This is a genomic window from Pseudomonas sp. IB20 (assembly GCF_009707325.1).
Lineage (GTDB): Bacteria > Pseudomonadota > Gammaproteobacteria > Pseudomonadales > Pseudomonadaceae > Aquipseudomonas.
In genome coordinates this window covers 5,004,800-5,019,703 of the sequence record NZ_CP046103.1, presented here as the reverse complement: position 1 = coordinate 5,019,703, position 14,904 = coordinate 5,004,800, and the positions used below count along the sequence as shown (strand labels likewise).

Sequence of the window (14,904 nt, the reverse complement as noted above, 5' to 3'; positions counted from 1 at the left end):
AAGCCAGCTCCCACATTTGATTGCCTTACTTGCTGATAAATTTGTCAGTCACAAAGGCCGAGTAGTCCGGCAACACCGCTTCAACCTTCCCCTGCTCCTTCAAAAACTTCGCTGTCTCCCCAATCGCCTTCGCCGTGCCGCCTTTAAGCAGGGCATCGGTTTGTTGCGCCTGGGCATCTGGGAACGTGGTGCCGGCCAGCAGCTCAGGAATGTCGGCCGCATTTGAGCCTGTCAATTTAGCGATTTTCTGCACGGGTTCGGAATCTACCGTCCAGCTGTCTTTGTGGGCGGCATAGTCGGCGAACGAGTCGAGGGTGACTTTGGCAAACTTGGCCACTACGTCAGGATGTTTTTCCGCGAAATCCTTACGCGCCACCCACACTTCGAACGTCGGTGCGCCCCACTGGCCCACCTGGGCTGCGTCTGTCAGGGTTTTCCCGGTCTTGCGAATCTCGCCCAGGGCCGGTGACCACACGAACGCGCCGTCGATATCGCCACGTTTCCACGCGGCGGCAATTTCCGCCGGTTGCAGGTTCACTACTTTGACTTGCTGAGTGTTCAGCCCCCAATGCTTGAGCGCACCGAGCAGGCTGTAATGAGAGGTTGAGACGAACGGCGTGGCGATGGTCTTGCCGACCAGATCTTGCGGTTTGTCGATACCGCTGCCGTTACGCACCACCAAGGCTTCAGAAGCATTGATCTGGGCCGATACGACAAAGGCCACGATCGGTAGATTGCGTGAAGCCGCCGCTGCAAGGGGGCTGGAACCGAGGTTACCGATTTGCACATCGCCGGAGGCAATGGCAGTGACGACTTCGGGCCCGCTGTTGAATCGGCGCCAGGCGATCTTCTCGCCAATGGCCTTTTCATAGAGGCCGTCGGCCTGGGGAACTTTGCTGGGGTCGATGCCGGTTTGGTAGCCAATGGTTAAATCGGCCGCTTGGACACCAAAAGAAATTATTAGTGACACAAAAACTGTAACAAATTGACGGGAGGATGTGCGTTTGGCCATGATGGCGTCGCCTTTTTGATCGTGAGTGACGTATGCAACCGTACGGCAACACTAATCGATCTAAAAAAAGGCTGGTAAATACCCTTTAGGAATTAGCTTATGGAGCAGGTGGTCTATGCTGATCAGCTTGCTGCGTGAAAAGTCTTATTCCTGAATCGTATGAAAAAGGATGAAACAATTCTTTTTGGGTGTATGAAAAACTCATTACCCTGCAGGGACCAAATCAACTGCGGTTAGACGAAGGTAGTAGACGTCAAAAGTTACGATTGACTTGGTAGTCACTATCCGGCGCTAATCGCGCATCTGTGGATCGAGGGCGTTAGACCCGAGACCAAAGAAATACAAAAATTAGAAATGAGAGGAGCGGTACATGAAGAAGTCCACCTTGGCTTTGGCTGTTGCTTTGGGCGCAATCGCCCAGCAAGCAGGCGCTGCCGGTTTCATTGAAGATAGCAAGGCAAGCGTCAGTTCCCGAACGTTGTATTTCGATAACGACCAGCGTGATGGCGGGGCAGATCAGCGCGAAACAGCCACAGGCTTGAAGTTCAACTACCTGTCTGGTTTCACTCAAGGCGTTGTTGGCTTTGGGATTGACGCTCAGGCACTGGTTGGTTTTCATCTGGACGGTGGTCGTGGCCATCACCCAAACAGCCTCTGAAGGGCTTCGGCACCACACTGCGTCACGGTGCTTATCGTGGCAGCGGTACTGGTATCCAGGACCAGGATCAGACTCGCCTGATCTTCAACTACACCTATAGCTTCCTGTAACACCAAGGGAAGTTGTTGAAAAACCTCGCGCTTGCGCGAGGTTTTTTTTGCGTTTTCTCAAGTCGGGCTCAACCCCCGCAAGCCCTTCTTGAATTCCTCTTTGTACAGCGTCTCAAGGCCTTCTCGAACCTTGGAATGGATGTTGATCCTCACCAGTAGAAAAGTCCAATGAACAGAATTTTAATATTCGTTTATCGTCTAAATAAATCGATATTTATTCTTTTTAAATAATCTCCAACCCATGCACAGTGGGCTCCATAAGCACTCACTAGGAGCCACACCATGAGCCTAAGATTGGGCGACATCGCCCCCGACTTCGAGCAGGATTCCAGCGCCGGCAAGATCCGCTTCCACGAATGGCTGGGCGATAGCTGGGGCGTGCTGTTTTCCCATCCGGCGGACTTCACTCCGGTGTGCACCAAAGAGCTTGGCTTTACCGCCAAGCTCAAGGACGAATTCGCCAAGCGCGGCGTCAAGGCGATTGCTTTGTCGGTAGACCCGGTGGACTCGCACCACAAGTGGATCGAAGACATCAACGAAACCCAGAACACCGTCGTCAACTTTCCGATCCTGGCGGATGCCGATCGCAAGGTCTCGGACCTCTACGACCTGATCCACCCGAATGCCAGTGACACCCTCACCGTGCGTTCCTTGTTCGTGATCGACCCGAACAAGAAGATTCGCCTGACGATCACCTACCCGGCCAGCACCGGCCGCAACTTCCACGAAATCCTGCGGGTTATCGACTCGCTGCAGTTGACCGACACCCACAAGGTCGCCACGCCCGCTAACTGGCAGGACGGTGATGAAGTGGTGATCGTGCCGTCGCTCAAGGACGAGGAAGAGATCAAGAAGCGCTTTCCGAAGGGCTATCGCGCGGTGAAGCCGTACCTGCGGCTTACCCCACAACCTAACCGCTAAGGCTGAGACCGCCATCGCGGGCAAGCCCGGCTCCCACAGTTGACCGCATTCCCCTGTGGGAGCCGGGCTTGCCCGCGATGGCGGCCTCCAGGCTGATGCAGGATTCAAGGTGTAAACCGTCTCACATAGCAGGGGTTTTCAGGCCGTTTCGACGGCCTTTTTTTTCGTCCTAAGCTCTATAAACTTCATATGCATTTATGGAATAAACAAATGAATAAATAAGATTTATAGATATATAAATCTGCTGCTAAGGTCTGTCACACCTTGGCGCCATCGCCACACAGCGAACCGCCGACACTTGCTCAAGGAATTTCCTACATGCTGGTCGTAACACTTGGAGGCAGTCCCAGCCAGCGTTCCCGCTCTGGGGTCTTGCTGGAAAAAACCCGTCAGTGGCTGCAAGACAAAGGCGTGGAAGTGGTGAGTTATCAGATACGCGACTTCCCGGCCGAAGACTTGCTGCACGCGCGCTTTGACAGCCCAAAAGTCATCGACCTGCTGCAACAAGTCGCCAACGCCGATGGCTTGGTCATTGCCACGCCGGTGTACAAGGCCTCGTTTTCCGGCGCGCTGAAAACCGTGCTGGACCTGCTGCCCGAACGCGCCCTGGCGCATAAGATCGTGTTGCCCATGGCGACCGGCGGCAGTATCGCGCACATGCTGGCAGTGGATTACGCCTTGAAACCCGTGTTGTCGGCCCTGAAAGCCCAGGAGTTGCTCCACGGCATTTTTGCCGAAGACAGCCAGATCGCTTACGCCGAAGGCAGTGCCCAGGCGCAATTGGTGCCGGTGCTTGAACAGCGTTTGCACGAGGCCCTGGAAACGCTCTACGGCGCCATGGCCCGTCGCCCGAAACCGCTTGACCCCAATGTGTTGAATGAACGTTTGTTGAGTGCTCGCTGGAGCATCTGAGCCTTACCCGATTGTGTAGTACTCACCTTACTCAGCCGCCAACGGCCAAGCAGGTGCAGCCAACCCCCTAATCGCAATTTTTGGAGAGAGCGCCATGCGCACTGTCATCTTGCGTCGTGGTCTGGTCGCACTGTTTGCTGCGGCTGTGTCCTTCGGCGCCATTATTCAAGCCCAGGCCGCCGAAACCCTGCGCATCGGTTATCAGAAGTACGGCACGTTGGTGCTGCTCAAGGCCAAGGGCACGCTGGAAAAACGCCTGGCCGCCCAGGGCGTACAGGTGCAATGGACTGAATTCCCCGGTGGCCCGCAATTGCTGGAAGGCCTGAACGTCGGCTCCATCGACTTCGGCGTCACCGGCGAAACCCCGCCGGTGTTCGCCCAGGCGGCCGGTGCCGACCTGCTCTACGTCGCCTACGAACCGCCAGCGCCGACCAGTGAGGCGATCCTGGTGCCCAAAGATTCGCTGATCAAATCCGTGGCTGAGCTCAAGGGCAAGAAAGTCGTGCTCAACAAAGGCTCCAACGTGCACTACCTGCTGGTACGTGCGCTGGAAGATGCCGGCCTGAAATACACCGACGTACATACCGTGTTCCTGCCGCCCGCCGATGCCCGCGCTGCATTCGAGCGTGGCAGCGTGGACGCCTGGGTGATCTGGGACCCGTACCAGGCCGCCGCCGAGAAACAACTGCAAGCGCGCACCCTGCGTGATGGCACCGGCATCGCCGACAACCACCAGTTCTACCTGGCCACTAAGCCGTATGCCACGCAGCACCCGGAAGTGATCAAGGCGCTGGTGGAAGAAGTGCGCGCGGTGGGCGAGTGGTCCAAGGCCAACCCGCAAGAAGTCACCGAACAAGTCGCCCCGCTGCTTGGCTTGCCGGCTGACATCACCCTGACGTCGGTGAAGCGCCAAGGCTATGGCGCGCTGTTCCTGACCCCGGAAGTGGTCGCCGCCCAGCAGAAAATCGCCGACAGCTTCTACCAGCTCAAATTGATCCCCAAACCCTTGAGCATCAAGGACGTGATCTGGACTCCACCCGCCGCCGTCGCCACAGCGCCGTAAGCCGATTTATTCAGGAGACAACTCCATGAGCCTCAATATTTTTTGGTTCCTGCCTACCCACGGCGACGGCCATTACCTTGGCACCGCCGAAGGCGCCCGCGCCGTTGACCACGGTTATCTGCAGCAAGTGGCCCAGGCCGCTGATCGGCTGGGTTTTGGTGGTGTGCTGATCCCTACCGGCCGCTCCTGCGAAGACTCCTGGCTGGTGGCCGCCTCGCTGATCCCGGTGACCCAGCGTTTGAAATTCCTTGTCGCACTGCGCCCCGGGATCATTTCCCCGACGGTGGCTGCGCGCCAGGCCGCGACCTTGGACCGTTTGTCTGGCGGGCGCGCACTGTTCAATCTGGTGACCGGTGGTGACCCGGAAGAGCTGGCCGGTGACGGTTTATTCCTCAGCCACGAAGAACGCTACCAGGCCTGCGTCGAATTCACGCGCATCTGGCGCCGCGTGCTGGAAGGCGAAACCGTGGATTACGACGGCGAGCACATCAGCGTCAAAGGCGCCAAGTTGCTCTACCCGCCGATCCAGCAACCGCGTCCGCCGCTGTATTTTGGTGGTTCCTCTGAAGCGGCCCAGGACCTGGCAGCCGAACAGGTGGAAATGGTGCTGACCTGGGGCGAGCCACCGGCTGCGGTCGCGGAAAAAGTTGAACAGGTGCGCGCCAAAGCCGCAAAACTTGGGCGCACTGTGCGCTTCGGCATTCGCCTGCATGTGATCGTGCGCGAAACCAACGATGAAGCGTGGAAAGCCGCCGACAAACTGATCTCCCACCTGGACGACGAGACCATCGCCCGTGCCCAGGCATCCCTGGCGCGCTTCGATTCCGTCGGCCAGCAACGCATGGCCGCTTTGCACGGTGGCAATCGCGACAACCTTGAAGTCAGCCCCAACCTGTGGGCCGGCGTCGGTCTGGTACGTGGCGGTGCCGGCACCGCGCTGGTGGGCGATGGCCCAACTGTTGCTGCACGCGTCAATGAATACGCTGCATTGGGCATCGACACCTTCATTTTCTCCGGTTATCCACACTTGGAAGAGTCGTATCGGGTTGCTGAGCTGTTGTTCCCGCACTTGGATATCGAACGTCCCGAGCTGCCGAAAAGCGCCGGTTACGTCAGCCCGTTCGGCGAAATGGTCGCCAACGACATTCTTCCCAAAGCTGCGTCGCAGAGCTGAGGCGTCGTTATGAACTTTGAAAAATTGAGCCATCGTGTCGCGCCCTGGGTGCTGCCGATCTTGTTACTGGCGGTGTGGCAGCTGTCGGTGTCGGCAGGCTGGTTGTCGACCCGTATTCTGCCGGCGCCGAGTGCGGTGATCGAAGCCGGGGTCAACCTGGTTCGCACTGGGGAAATCTGGACGCACCTGGCCATCAGCGGCTGGCGTGCGGGCTTGGGCTTTGTGATCGGTGGCAGCATCGGTTTGGCCTTGGGTTTTATCACCGGCCTGTCGAAGTGGGGCGAACGCCTGCTCGACAGCTCGGTGCAGATGATCCGCAACGTGCCGCACCTGGCGCTGATTCCGTTGGTGATCCTGTGGTTTGGCATTGACGAGACCGCGAAGATTTTCCTGGTCGCCCTCGGCACGTTGTTCCCGATCTACCTGAACACCTATCACGGCATCCGCAACGTCGACCCGGCGCTGGTGGAAATGTCGCGCAGCTACGGCTTGTCTGGCTTCAGCCTGTTCCGCCAGGTCATCCTGCCGGGCGCGCTGCCGTCGATCCTGGTGGGCGTGCGCTTTGCCCTGGGCTTTATGTGGCTGACGCTGATCGTGGCGGAAACCATCTCGGCCAGCTCGGGTATTGGTTACCTGGCGATGAATGCCCGCGAATTCCTGCAAACCGACGTGGTGGTGTTGGCCATCGTCATGTACGCCATCCTCGGCAAGCTGGCCGACCTCGCCGCTCGTGGCCTGGAGCGTGTGTGGCTGCGCTGGCACCCGGCTTACCAAGTGAATAAAGGAGGTGCGGCATGACTGCTCAACAACCTCCGCGCCTGCTCAAGGGCATCCCGCTGGCAGTGCGCAAATTGCGCAAAGCCTTTGGTGCGCGGGAAGTACTCAAGGAAATCGACCTGCACATTCCGGCTGGCCAGTTCGTGGCGGTGGTCGGTCGCAGTGGCTGCGGCAAAAGTACCTTGCTGCGCCTGCTGGCCGGTTTGGACAAAGCCAGTGGCGGCGAGCTGTTGGCCGGTTCCGCGCCGCTCGCCGAGGCGATTGAAGACACGCGGTTGATGTTCCAGGAAGCGCGCTTGCTGCCGTGGAAAAAGATCATCGACAACGTGGGCCTGGGGCTCAAAGGCAACTGGCGGCCCAAGGCTTTGGAAGCCCTGGAAGCGGTCGGCCTGGCCGAACGCGCGAATGAGTGGCCTGCGGCGTTGTCCGGTGGCCAGAAGCAGCGTGTGGCCCTGGCGCGTGCGCTGATCCACCAACCGCGCTTGTTGTTGCTGGATGAGCCGCTGGGCGCGTTGGATGCCCTGACCCGCATCGAGATGCAGCAACTGATCGAAAACCTGTGGCAAAAGCACGGTTTCACCGTATTGCTGGTGACCCACGATGTCAGTGAAGCCGTGGCCATTGCCGACCGGGTGATCCTGATCGAAGACGGCGAAATCGGCCTCGACCTGATCGTCGACCTGCCGCGCCCACGTGCGCGAGGCTCTCATCGCTTGGCCGCACTGGAAGCCGAAGTGCTCAATCGTGTGCTGTCGTTGCCAGGCGTGCCGCCGGAACCTGAACCTGTTTCACCGCTGCCTACGCAATTGCGTTGGGCATAGCCGACCCGAGGAGAAATCGTATGACTATTAAAGCCATCAACGTGCGTAACCAGTTCAAGGGCACCATCAAGGAAATCGTCGAAGGCGACGTGTTGTCGGAGATCGACGTGCAGACGGCGTCCGGCATCGTGACGTCTGTGATCACGACTCGCTCGGTCAAAGAGTTGGAACTGGTGATTGGCAGCGAAGTGATTGCCTTCGTTAAATCCACCGAGGTGTCGATCGCCAAGTTGTGATATACGCTCAATGTGGGAGCGGGCTTGCCCGCGATGGCGCCCGCCCAGGCAGTACATGACTCAGGCAGCCACCACCCGCTTGGGCAAATACGCCGGCAAATAAAGCCCCACATACGCATCGAACACCCGCATCCCTTCCTCGGCCATGCGCGAGGTAATCTGCCCATGCTGATGCACCGAGCGCGCATACACGCGGTCGCTCAACTCCAGCGCTAGGGCAAACACGTCCACCTCTTCAGGCAAGGTCGGCACCTCGAAGTGGCGGTTGAAGACTTCGAACATCAAGTCGCCCAATTCCAGATCATGCTGACGATCAGCCTGTGTCACCTCGGTAAGCCCATGCTGCGCCAGGATCAACTGCCGCGCGGCAGCGTCGTTGCTGTAGATGCTGAGCATGCGCTGTTCGACGATGTAGGACAGGTCGCGCCAGTGCTTGAGTGAATCATGGTCGATAGGTGCCTGAATCGCGGCGCGGAAAGCGGCGTGCACATCGGCGGTCAACGCCTCCAGCAATGCCGGCACACTCGCGAAGAAGTGATACACCGACGACGGCGGAATCTGCGCGCGCTCGGCCACGCTGTAGATCGACAAACTGGCCACGCCTTCGGTCGCCAGCAAGGTGCGGGCGGCATCGAGGATCGCACCGATCCGGGCCTGGCTGCGGGCGCGGGGTTTGCGAGGGGCGGCGGGGCGAGTTGTCATGGAAGTCTCCTACAAGGCAGCGGGCATTGTATGAGCAGGAAGGTGTGTTGTCTGCCGGGCCGCCATCGCAGCGGTGCGACGATTCGACAAGCCCGCTCCCACCTTTTTGATTTGTGAATACATTCAAGTGTGGGAGCTGGCTTGCCAGCGACAAAGCCACCGCGGTCTACCTGACGAAACCCATAAAAAAAGCCGCAGGCCCTAAAGCCTGCGGCATTCTTTTATTGCAGCAACCGCTTACACGGTATGCAGGTACCAGTTGTACTCAAGGTCGGAGATGGAGTGTTCGAACTCTTCCAGCTCACTTTCCTTACAGGCAACGAAGATATCGATGTACTTAGGATCGATGTACTTGGCCATCACCTCGCTGTCGTCCAACTCGCGCAATGCATCGCGCAGGTTGTTTGGCAGGCTTTGTTCGTTCTGCTCGTAGCTGTTGCCTTCCACTGGTGCGCCAGGTTCGATCTTGTTGGTCAGACCGTGGTGCACGCCTGCCAGGACCGAAGCCATCAGCAGGTAAGGGTTGGCGTCGGCGCCGGCCACGCGGTGTTCGATACGTACGGCATCGGACGAGCCGGTCGGTACGCGAATCGCCACGGTGCGGTTATCCAGGCCCCAGCACGGCGAGTTCGGCACGTAGAACTGTGCGCCGAAACGACGGTAGGAGTTGACGTTAGGGCACAGGAACGCCATTTGGGCGGGTAGGGTCTCGAGCACACCGCCGATCGCGTGACGCAATGCGGCGTTCTGCTCGGGATCCTCGCTGGCAAAGATGTTCTTGCCGTCCTTGTCCAGGATCGAAATGTGTACGTGCAAACCGTTGCCTGCCTGGCCTGGGTAAGGCTTGGCCATGAAGGTGGTGTCCATCTCATGGTCGTAGGCGATGTTCTTGATCAGGCGCTTGAGCAGTACCGCGTAGTCGCAGGCCTTGATCGGGTCGGCCACGTGGTGCAGGTTCACTTCGAACTGCGCCGGGGCACTTTCCTTGACGATGGCGTCAGCCGGGATACCTTGCTCTTTGGCACCTTCCAGAATGTCCTGGAGGCAGTCGACGTATTCGTCGAGGTCGTCGATCAGGTAGACCTGTGTCGAGTGCGGACGTTTGCCGGAGATCGGCGAGCGGGGCGGTTGTGGGCGGCCGTTCACGTTCTCCTGGTCGATCAGGTAGAACTCAAGCTCGAAGGCGGCGCAGATGGTCAGACCAAGGTCGTCAAATTTGCTTACAACTTGGCGGAGCACTTCGCGAGGATCGGCGAAGAAAGGTTCACCTTCAAGTTCGTGCATGGTCATCAGCAATTGCGCGGTTGGGCGCTTTTGCCAAGGTTCATTGCACAGGGTGTCGGGGATTGGATAACAGATTCGGTCAGCATCACCGATGTCCAGACCCAGGCCGGTGCTTTCCACCGTCGAGCCGTTGATATCCAGGGCAAATAAAGAGGCAGGCAGGTTAATGCCCTTCTCGTAAACCTTGTGGAGGCTGGTGCGTTCGATGCGCTTGCCGCGCACCACACCATTCATATCCGCAATTAGAAGGTCTACGTACAGAACCTCAGGATGATCCTTAAGGAACGCGTTCGCTTCGTTAAGCTGAACGGCACGCGGGGGTACCGACATGATGCAACACCTTTGTTGTTAAAAATATCAATCATTGATCTTTCTGGTTTCAGTCAACCCGAACGGCATGCCGAAGTCAAGCGAGGCCTTTTTTGCCCTAAAAAAGCGCCTTGAGGCCTTTTTTGAGGCTTTTTGGGGCGATTTTTTGGGTTTGACCGGCTTGGGACTAGCAGGCTTGAGCGGGCCGTGTTGTATTTTTTACGGGGGTGTTGTGTAAAAAAATGAACAAGGCTAAGCTCGATTCAAACCCATAACAGCAATAATACCGGGGTGCTTCATGTCTCGCCTGCCGCTACTCGGCGTTTCAACCTGCTTCAGACAAGTCTTGTCACCAGTCCAATTTTTCCTTGTCAATGATCGCGCCCCGGCCAATATTCTTGACGCCTTGGGCGACCTCTTTTTTGCCTCCTCATTTCCCTCGCGCCTGCCACTGAGCGGCTCCCACCCAGGGTGCTGCTCATGATTCTGCACGAGTTTGGCCTGAGGAATGCACGCTGCAGTGATCGCGCCCCGGCCAATATTCTTGACGCCTTGGGCGACCTCTTTTTTGCCTCCTCATTTCCCTCGCGCCTGCCACTGAGCGGCTCCCACCCAGGGTGCTGCTCATGATTCTGCACGAGTTTGGCCTGAGGAATGCAACGCTGCAGCAAATGGCAGGTAAGCTCCTAACCTGAACGAAAAAGACGACGCGGATGCTGCGTCAAACAACGCCTGACCTTTAATGGATGTCAGGAAACCCAGCCCAGAGGCATTTATGAGTAACAACCTCGACCAGCTCACCGATTGGTTGAAAGACCACAAGATCACAGAAGTCGAATGCATGATTGGCGACCTGACGGGCATCACCCGGGGCAAGATCTCGCCGACCAACAAGTTCATCGCCGAAAAAGGCATGCGCCTGCCCGAGAGTGTTCTGTTGCAGACCGTGACCGGCGACTATGTCGAAGACGACATCTATTACGAATTGCTCGACCCGGCCGACATCGACATGATCTGCCGCCCCGACCAGAACGCGGTGTTCCTGGTGCCTTGGGCCATCGAGCCCACCGCGCAGGTGATCCACGACACCTACGACAAGCAAGGCAACCCGATCGAGCTGTCGCCGCGCAACGTGCTCAAGAAAGTCCTCAAGCTGTACTCCGACAGAGGCTGGCAGCCCATCGTGGCGCCGGAGATGGAGTTCTACCTGACCAAGCGTTGCGAAGACCCGGACTTCCCGCTGCAACCGCCGATCGGCCGTTCCGGTCGCCCGGAGACGGGCCGTCAGTCCTTCTCTATAGAAGCAGCCAACGAATTCGATCCATTGTTCGAAGACGTCTACGACTGGTGCGAACTGCAGGAGCTGGACCTCGACACACTGATCCACGAGGACGGCACGGCGCAGATGGAAATCAACTTCCGTCACGGCGACGCACTGTCGCTGGCCGACCAGATCCTAGTGTTCAAGCGCACCATGCGTGAAGCCGCGCTCAAGCACAACGTGGCCGCCACGTTCATGGCCAAGCCGATGACCGGCGAGCCTGGCAGCGCGATGCACTTGCACCAGAGCATCATCGACATCGCCACCGGCAAGAACGTCTTCTCTAATGAAGACGGGAGCATGAGCCAGCTGTTCCTTAACCACATTGGTGGCCTGCAGAAATTCATCCCTGAATTGCTGCCACTGTTTGCCCCCAACGTGAACTCGTTCCGCCGCTTCCTGCCCGACACCTCGGCGCCGGTGAACGTGGAGTGGGGCGAAGAGAACCGCACCGTCGGCCTGCGCGTACCGGATGCCGGCCCGCAGAACCGCCGCGTGGAAAACCGCCTGCCGGGCGCCGACGCCAACCCATACCTGGCGATTGCCGCCAGCCTGCTGTGCGGCTACATCGGCATGGTCGAAGGCCATAACCCGAGCGCGCCCGTGGTGGGCCGTGGTTACGAGCGCCGCAACCTGCGCCTGCCGTTGACCATCGAAGACGCCCTGGAACGCATGGAAAACAGCAAGACCATCGAGAAATACCTGGGTCAAAAATTCATCACAGGTTACGTCGCGGTCAAGCGGGCCGAGCATGAAAACTTCAAGCGCGTGATCAGTTCGTGGGAGCGGGAATTCCTGCTCTTCGCCGTCTGATCCGCTGGGCGCGTCGCAGGAAAAGACGCGCCCTCACCTGAAAAAGTCTAGGAGATTGGTATGTCCAGCAACAACCCGCAAACCCGTGAATGGCAAGCCTTGAGCAATGATCACCACCTGGCACCGTTCAGTGACTTCAAGCAATTGAAGGTGAAAGGCCCACGGATCATCACCAAAGCCCACGGCGTTTACCTGTGGGACAGCGAAGGCAACAAGATCCTCGACGGCATGGCCGGCCTGTGGTGCGTGGCGATTGGTTACGGTCGCGCTGAACTGGCTGACGCCGCCGCCAAGCAGATGAAAGAACTGCCGTATTACAACCTGTTCTTCCAGACCGCTCACCCGCCGGTGCTGGAGTTGGCCAAGGTCATCTCCGACATCGCGCCAGCGGGCATGAACCACGTGTTTTTCACCGGTTCCGGCTCGGAAGGCAACGACACCATGTTGCGCATGGTCCGCCACTACTGGGCGATCAAAGGTCAGCCGAACAAGAAAACCATCATCAGCCGCAAGAATGGCTACCACGGCTCCACCGTGGCCGGCGCCAGCTTGGGCGGCATGATCGCTATGCACGAACAGGGCGACTTGCCGATCCCAGGCATCACCCACATCGCGCAGCCGTACTGGTACGGCGAAGGCGGCGACATGAGCCCGGAAGAGTTCGGGGTGTGGGCTGCCAACCAACTGGAAGAGAAGATCCTGGAACTGGGCGTGGACAACGTCGGTGCCTTTATTGCTGAGCCGATCCAGGGTGCCGGTGGCGTGATCGTGCCGCCAGCCACCTACTGGCCGCGCATCAAGGAAATCCTCGCCAAGTACGACATTCTGTTCGTCGCCGACGAAGTGATCTGCGGTTTCGGCCGTACCGGTGAGTGGTTCGGTAGCGACTTCTACGACCTCAAGCCCCACATGATGACCATCGCCAAGGGCCTGACCTCGGGTTACATCCCTATGGGCGGCCTGATCGTGCACGATGACGTGGTTGCCGTGCTGAATGAAGGCGGTGATTTCAACCACGGTTTCACGTACTCCGGTCACCCGGTGGCGGCAGCAGTGGCCTTGGAAAACATCCGCATCATGCGCGATGAAAAAATCGTTAAGCGTGTGCACGACGAAACGGCACCGTATTTGCAGAAGCGTCTGAGGGAGCTGGCTGATCACCCGTTGGTGGGTGAAGTTCGCGGTGTGGGCATGCTCGGGGCGATTGAGCTGGTGCAGGACAAGGCCACGCGCAAGCGTTACGAAGGCCGTGGTGTGGGCATGATCTGCCGCACGTTCTGCTTCGAGAATGGCCTGATCATGCGCGCCGTGGGCGACACCATGATCATTTCGCCGTCGCTGGTGATGAGCAAAGCGGAAATCGACGAGCTGGTGACCAAGGCTCGCCATTGCCTGGACCTGACTTTGGCGGCATTACAGGGCTAAATGCTAGGCTCAGTGCGCAGCGGCTTCGGCTGCTGTGTCTGAGCAGTTAGAAATCTGCATTGATAAAAAGGGTGCTTTGGTTGAAAGCCGGCACTCGAACTTGCCAGACTGTCGCCCTGTTTTGTTGCCCTTTAGACGGGCCGCTAAACATTAAGAACGTGGCCCAAAAAAGAAAAATTGGAGCATCACCAAATGAAGGCATTAGGTTTGAAGAACGCTGGCAAGACCCTCCTCGCCTTGTCCCTGATGGGCGCAATGGTGGGCGCGGCCCAGGCAGGCGATAAAGTGCTGCACATCTATAACTGGTCTGACTACATTGCACCGGACACCATCGCCAACTTTGAAAAAGAGTCGGGCATTAAAGTGGTGTACGACGTTTTCGACAGCAACGAGACCCTGGAAGCCAAGTTGCTGGCAGGCAAGTCCGGCTACGACATCGTCGTACCGTCGAACAACTTCCTCGCCAAGCAGATCAAGGCCGGTGTCTATCAGGAGCTGGACAAGTCCAAGCTGCCCAGCTACGACAACCTGAACAAATCCCTGCTTAAAGCCGTGTCGGTGAGCGACCCGGACAACAAGCACGCCTTCCCGTACATGTGGGGCTCCATCGGCATCGGTTACAACCCGGAGAAGGTCAAGGCTGCGCTGGGCGTGGACAAGATCGATTCGTGGGACGTGCTGATGAAGCCGGAAAACATCGCCAAGCTGAAAAGCTGCGGCGTGAGCTTCCTCGACTCGCCAACCGAAATGCTGCCGGTTGCGCTGCATTACCTGGGCCTGCCGACCGACACCCAGAAGAAGGCTGATCTGAAACAAGCCGAGGACCTGTTCCTCAAACTGCGCCCATCGATCGGCTACTTCCACTCGTCCAAGTACATCTCGGACCTGGCCAACGGCAACATCTGCGTGGCCGTGGGTTACTCGGGTGACATCCAGCAGGCCAAGTCCCGCGCGGCTGAAGCCGGTGGCAAGGTCAAGGTTGCCTACGACATTCCAAAAGAAGGCGCCGGCAGCTTCTATGACATGGTCGCCATCCCTAAAGATGCCGAAAACGTCGAAGCCGCCTACAAGTTCATGAACTACCTGCTGGAGCCAAAAGTGATGGCGGCCATCACCAACAGCGTACGTTTCCCGAACGGTAACGAGAAAGCCACCGCACTGGTCGACAAAGACATCACCAGCGACCCGGGCATCTACCCGGCGGCGGATGTGCAAGCCAAGCTCTACGCCATTGCTGACTTGCCGGCTGCAACCCAGCGTGAAATGACTCGCAGCTGGACCAAAATCAAATCGGGCAAATAAGCCTTGATACCGGTGGGGGCGGCGAATGGCCGCTCCCACAAATTAAATGACATAAAGCTTTGCC

At 58.2% G+C, this 14,904-nt stretch carries 13 protein-coding genes and 1 pseudogene; 11 read left to right on the top strand and 3 right to left on the bottom strand.

The features are described 5' to 3' along the window. Positions 1 to 25: 25 nt before the first annotated feature. Positions 26 to 1,012 (bottom strand): taurine ABC transporter substrate-binding protein, encoded by a 987-nt coding sequence (gene tauA / locus GJU48_RS23480; RefSeq protein WP_094948818.1) that lies wholly within the window; start codon positions 1,010 to 1,012, stop codon positions 26 to 28. Positions 1,013 to 1,382: 370 nt separating this feature from the next. Between tauA and GJU48_RS23475 the strand changes: the two are divergent. The 8 genes and pseudogenes from GJU48_RS23475 to GJU48_RS23440 all read left to right on the top strand — a co-directional run. Then, positions 1,383 to 1,664 (top strand): annotated as a pseudogene (locus GJU48_RS23475) (OprD family outer membrane porin); the annotation flags it as partial. Between the two features lie 398 nt (positions 1,665 to 2,062). Next, the gene (locus GJU48_RS23470) at positions 2,063 to 2,701 is read left to right on the top strand and encodes a peroxiredoxin (protein WP_094948820.1); all 639 of its coding nucleotides are present in this window, start codon (positions 2,063 to 2,065) and stop codon (positions 2,699 to 2,701) included. A gap of 318 nt (positions 2,702 to 3,019) precedes the next feature. Continuing rightward, a complete protein-coding gene (gene ssuE / locus GJU48_RS23465; RefSeq protein ID WP_094948821.1) occupies positions 3,020 to 3,613 on the top strand; it encodes an NADPH-dependent FMN reductase in 594 nt (197 codons plus the stop codon). A 94-nt stretch (positions 3,614 to 3,707) separates the two neighbouring features. Further along, on the top strand, positions 3,708 to 4,676 hold the full coding sequence (locus GJU48_RS23460; RefSeq protein WP_094948822.1) for a sulfonate ABC transporter substrate-binding protein: 969 nt from the start codon (positions 3,708 to 3,710) through the stop codon (positions 4,674 to 4,676). Positions 4,677 to 4,701: 25 nt separating this feature from the next. After that, positions 4,702 to 5,850, top strand: a complete 1,149-nt coding sequence (gene ssuD / locus GJU48_RS23455; RefSeq protein WP_094948823.1) for an FMNH2-dependent alkanesulfonate monooxygenase — start codon at positions 4,702 to 4,704, stop codon at positions 5,848 to 5,850. A 9-nt stretch (positions 5,851 to 5,859) separates the two neighbouring features. Beyond that, complete coding sequence (ssuC, locus tag GJU48_RS23450) at positions 5,860 to 6,648, top strand: aliphatic sulfonate ABC transporter permease SsuC (protein ID WP_094948824.1); 789 nt, start codon at positions 5,860 to 5,862, stop codon at positions 6,646 to 6,648. Beyond that, positions 6,645 to 7,448 carry an aliphatic sulfonates ABC transporter ATP-binding protein gene (ssuB, locus tag GJU48_RS23445; protein ID WP_155296083.1) on the top strand — a complete coding sequence of 268 codons (804 nt, stop codon included), beginning with the start codon at positions 6,645 to 6,647 and terminating at the stop codon, positions 7,446 to 7,448. The genes ssuC and ssuB overlap by 4 nt, the downstream gene beginning before the upstream one ends. A 20-nt stretch (positions 7,449 to 7,468) precedes the next feature. Then, the gene (locus tag GJU48_RS23440) at positions 7,469 to 7,684 is read left to right on the top strand and encodes a TOBE domain-containing protein (protein ID WP_003213899.1); all 216 of its coding nucleotides are present in this window, start codon (positions 7,469 to 7,471) and stop codon (positions 7,682 to 7,684) included. Between the two features lie 60 nt (positions 7,685 to 7,744). Here the strand turns inward: GJU48_RS23440 and GJU48_RS23435 are convergent, their stop codons facing one another. Both GJU48_RS23435 and GJU48_RS23430 read right to left on the bottom strand, forming a co-directional pair. Then, the gene (locus GJU48_RS23435) at positions 7,745 to 8,386 is read right to left on the bottom strand and encodes a TetR/AcrR family transcriptional regulator (protein ID WP_094948826.1); all 642 of its coding nucleotides are present in this window, start codon (positions 8,384 to 8,386) and stop codon (positions 7,745 to 7,747) included. 237 nt (positions 8,387 to 8,623) lie between these two features. Then, the gene (locus GJU48_RS23430) at positions 8,624 to 10,000 is read right to left on the bottom strand and encodes a glutamine synthetase family protein (protein ID WP_003213894.1); all 1,377 of its coding nucleotides are present in this window, start codon (positions 9,998 to 10,000) and stop codon (positions 8,624 to 8,626) included. A gap of 754 nt (positions 10,001 to 10,754) precedes the next feature. Between GJU48_RS23430 and GJU48_RS23425 the strand changes: the two genes are divergently transcribed. From GJU48_RS23425 to GJU48_RS23415, 3 genes are all read left to right on the top strand, one after another. Next, positions 10,755 to 12,113, top strand: a complete 1,359-nt coding sequence (locus tag GJU48_RS23425) for a glutamine synthetase family protein (RefSeq protein WP_094948827.1) — start codon at positions 10,755 to 10,757, stop codon at positions 12,111 to 12,113. A 60-nt stretch (positions 12,114 to 12,173) separates the two neighbouring features. Then, the gene (locus GJU48_RS23420; protein ID WP_094948828.1) at positions 12,174 to 13,538 is read left to right on the top strand and encodes an aspartate aminotransferase family protein; all 1,365 of its coding nucleotides are present in this window, start codon (positions 12,174 to 12,176) and stop codon (positions 13,536 to 13,538) included. Between the two features lie 207 nt (positions 13,539 to 13,745). Beyond that, entirely contained in the window at positions 13,746 to 14,840 is a 1,095-nt protein-coding gene (locus GJU48_RS23415; protein ID WP_094948838.1) for a polyamine ABC transporter substrate-binding protein, read from the top strand. Positions 14,841 to 14,904 lie beyond the last annotated feature (64 nt).

What these genes read in the sequence shown, in the direction of transcription:
- tauA (WP_094948818.1), bottom strand. Translation starts at nt 1,012, where the DNA reads ATGGCCAAACGCACATCCTCCCGTCAATTTGTTACAGTTTTTGTGTCA.
- GJU48_RS23470 (WP_094948820.1), top strand. Translation starts at nt 2,063, where the DNA reads ATGAGCCTAAGATTGGGCGACATCGCCCCCGACTTCGAGCAGGATTCC.
- ssuE (WP_094948821.1), top strand. Translation starts at nt 3,020, where the DNA reads ATGCTGGTCGTAACACTTGGAGGCAGTCCCAGCCAGCGTTCCCGCTCT.
- GJU48_RS23460 (WP_094948822.1), top strand. Translation starts at nt 3,708, where the DNA reads ATGCGCACTGTCATCTTGCGTCGTGGTCTGGTCGCACTGTTTGCTGCG.
- ssuD (WP_094948823.1), top strand. Translation starts at nt 4,702, where the DNA reads ATGAGCCTCAATATTTTTTGGTTCCTGCCTACCCACGGCGACGGCCAT.
- ssuC (WP_094948824.1), top strand. Translation starts at nt 5,860, where the DNA reads ATGAACTTTGAAAAATTGAGCCATCGTGTCGCGCCCTGGGTGCTGCCG.
- ssuB (WP_155296083.1), top strand. Translation starts at nt 6,645, where the DNA reads ATGACTGCTCAACAACCTCCGCGCCTGCTCAAGGGCATCCCGCTGGCA.
- GJU48_RS23440 (WP_003213899.1), top strand. Translation starts at nt 7,469, where the DNA reads ATGACTATTAAAGCCATCAACGTGCGTAACCAGTTCAAGGGCACCATC.
- GJU48_RS23435 (WP_094948826.1), bottom strand. Translation starts at nt 8,386, where the DNA reads ATGACAACTCGCCCCGCCGCCCCTCGCAAACCCCGCGCCCGCAGCCAG.
- GJU48_RS23430 (WP_003213894.1), bottom strand. Translation starts at nt 10,000, where the DNA reads ATGTCGGTACCCCCGCGTGCCGTTCAGCTTAACGAAGCGAACGCGTTC.
- GJU48_RS23425 (WP_094948827.1), top strand. Translation starts at nt 10,755, where the DNA reads ATGAGTAACAACCTCGACCAGCTCACCGATTGGTTGAAAGACCACAAG.
- GJU48_RS23420 (WP_094948828.1), top strand. Translation starts at nt 12,174, where the DNA reads ATGTCCAGCAACAACCCGCAAACCCGTGAATGGCAAGCCTTGAGCAAT.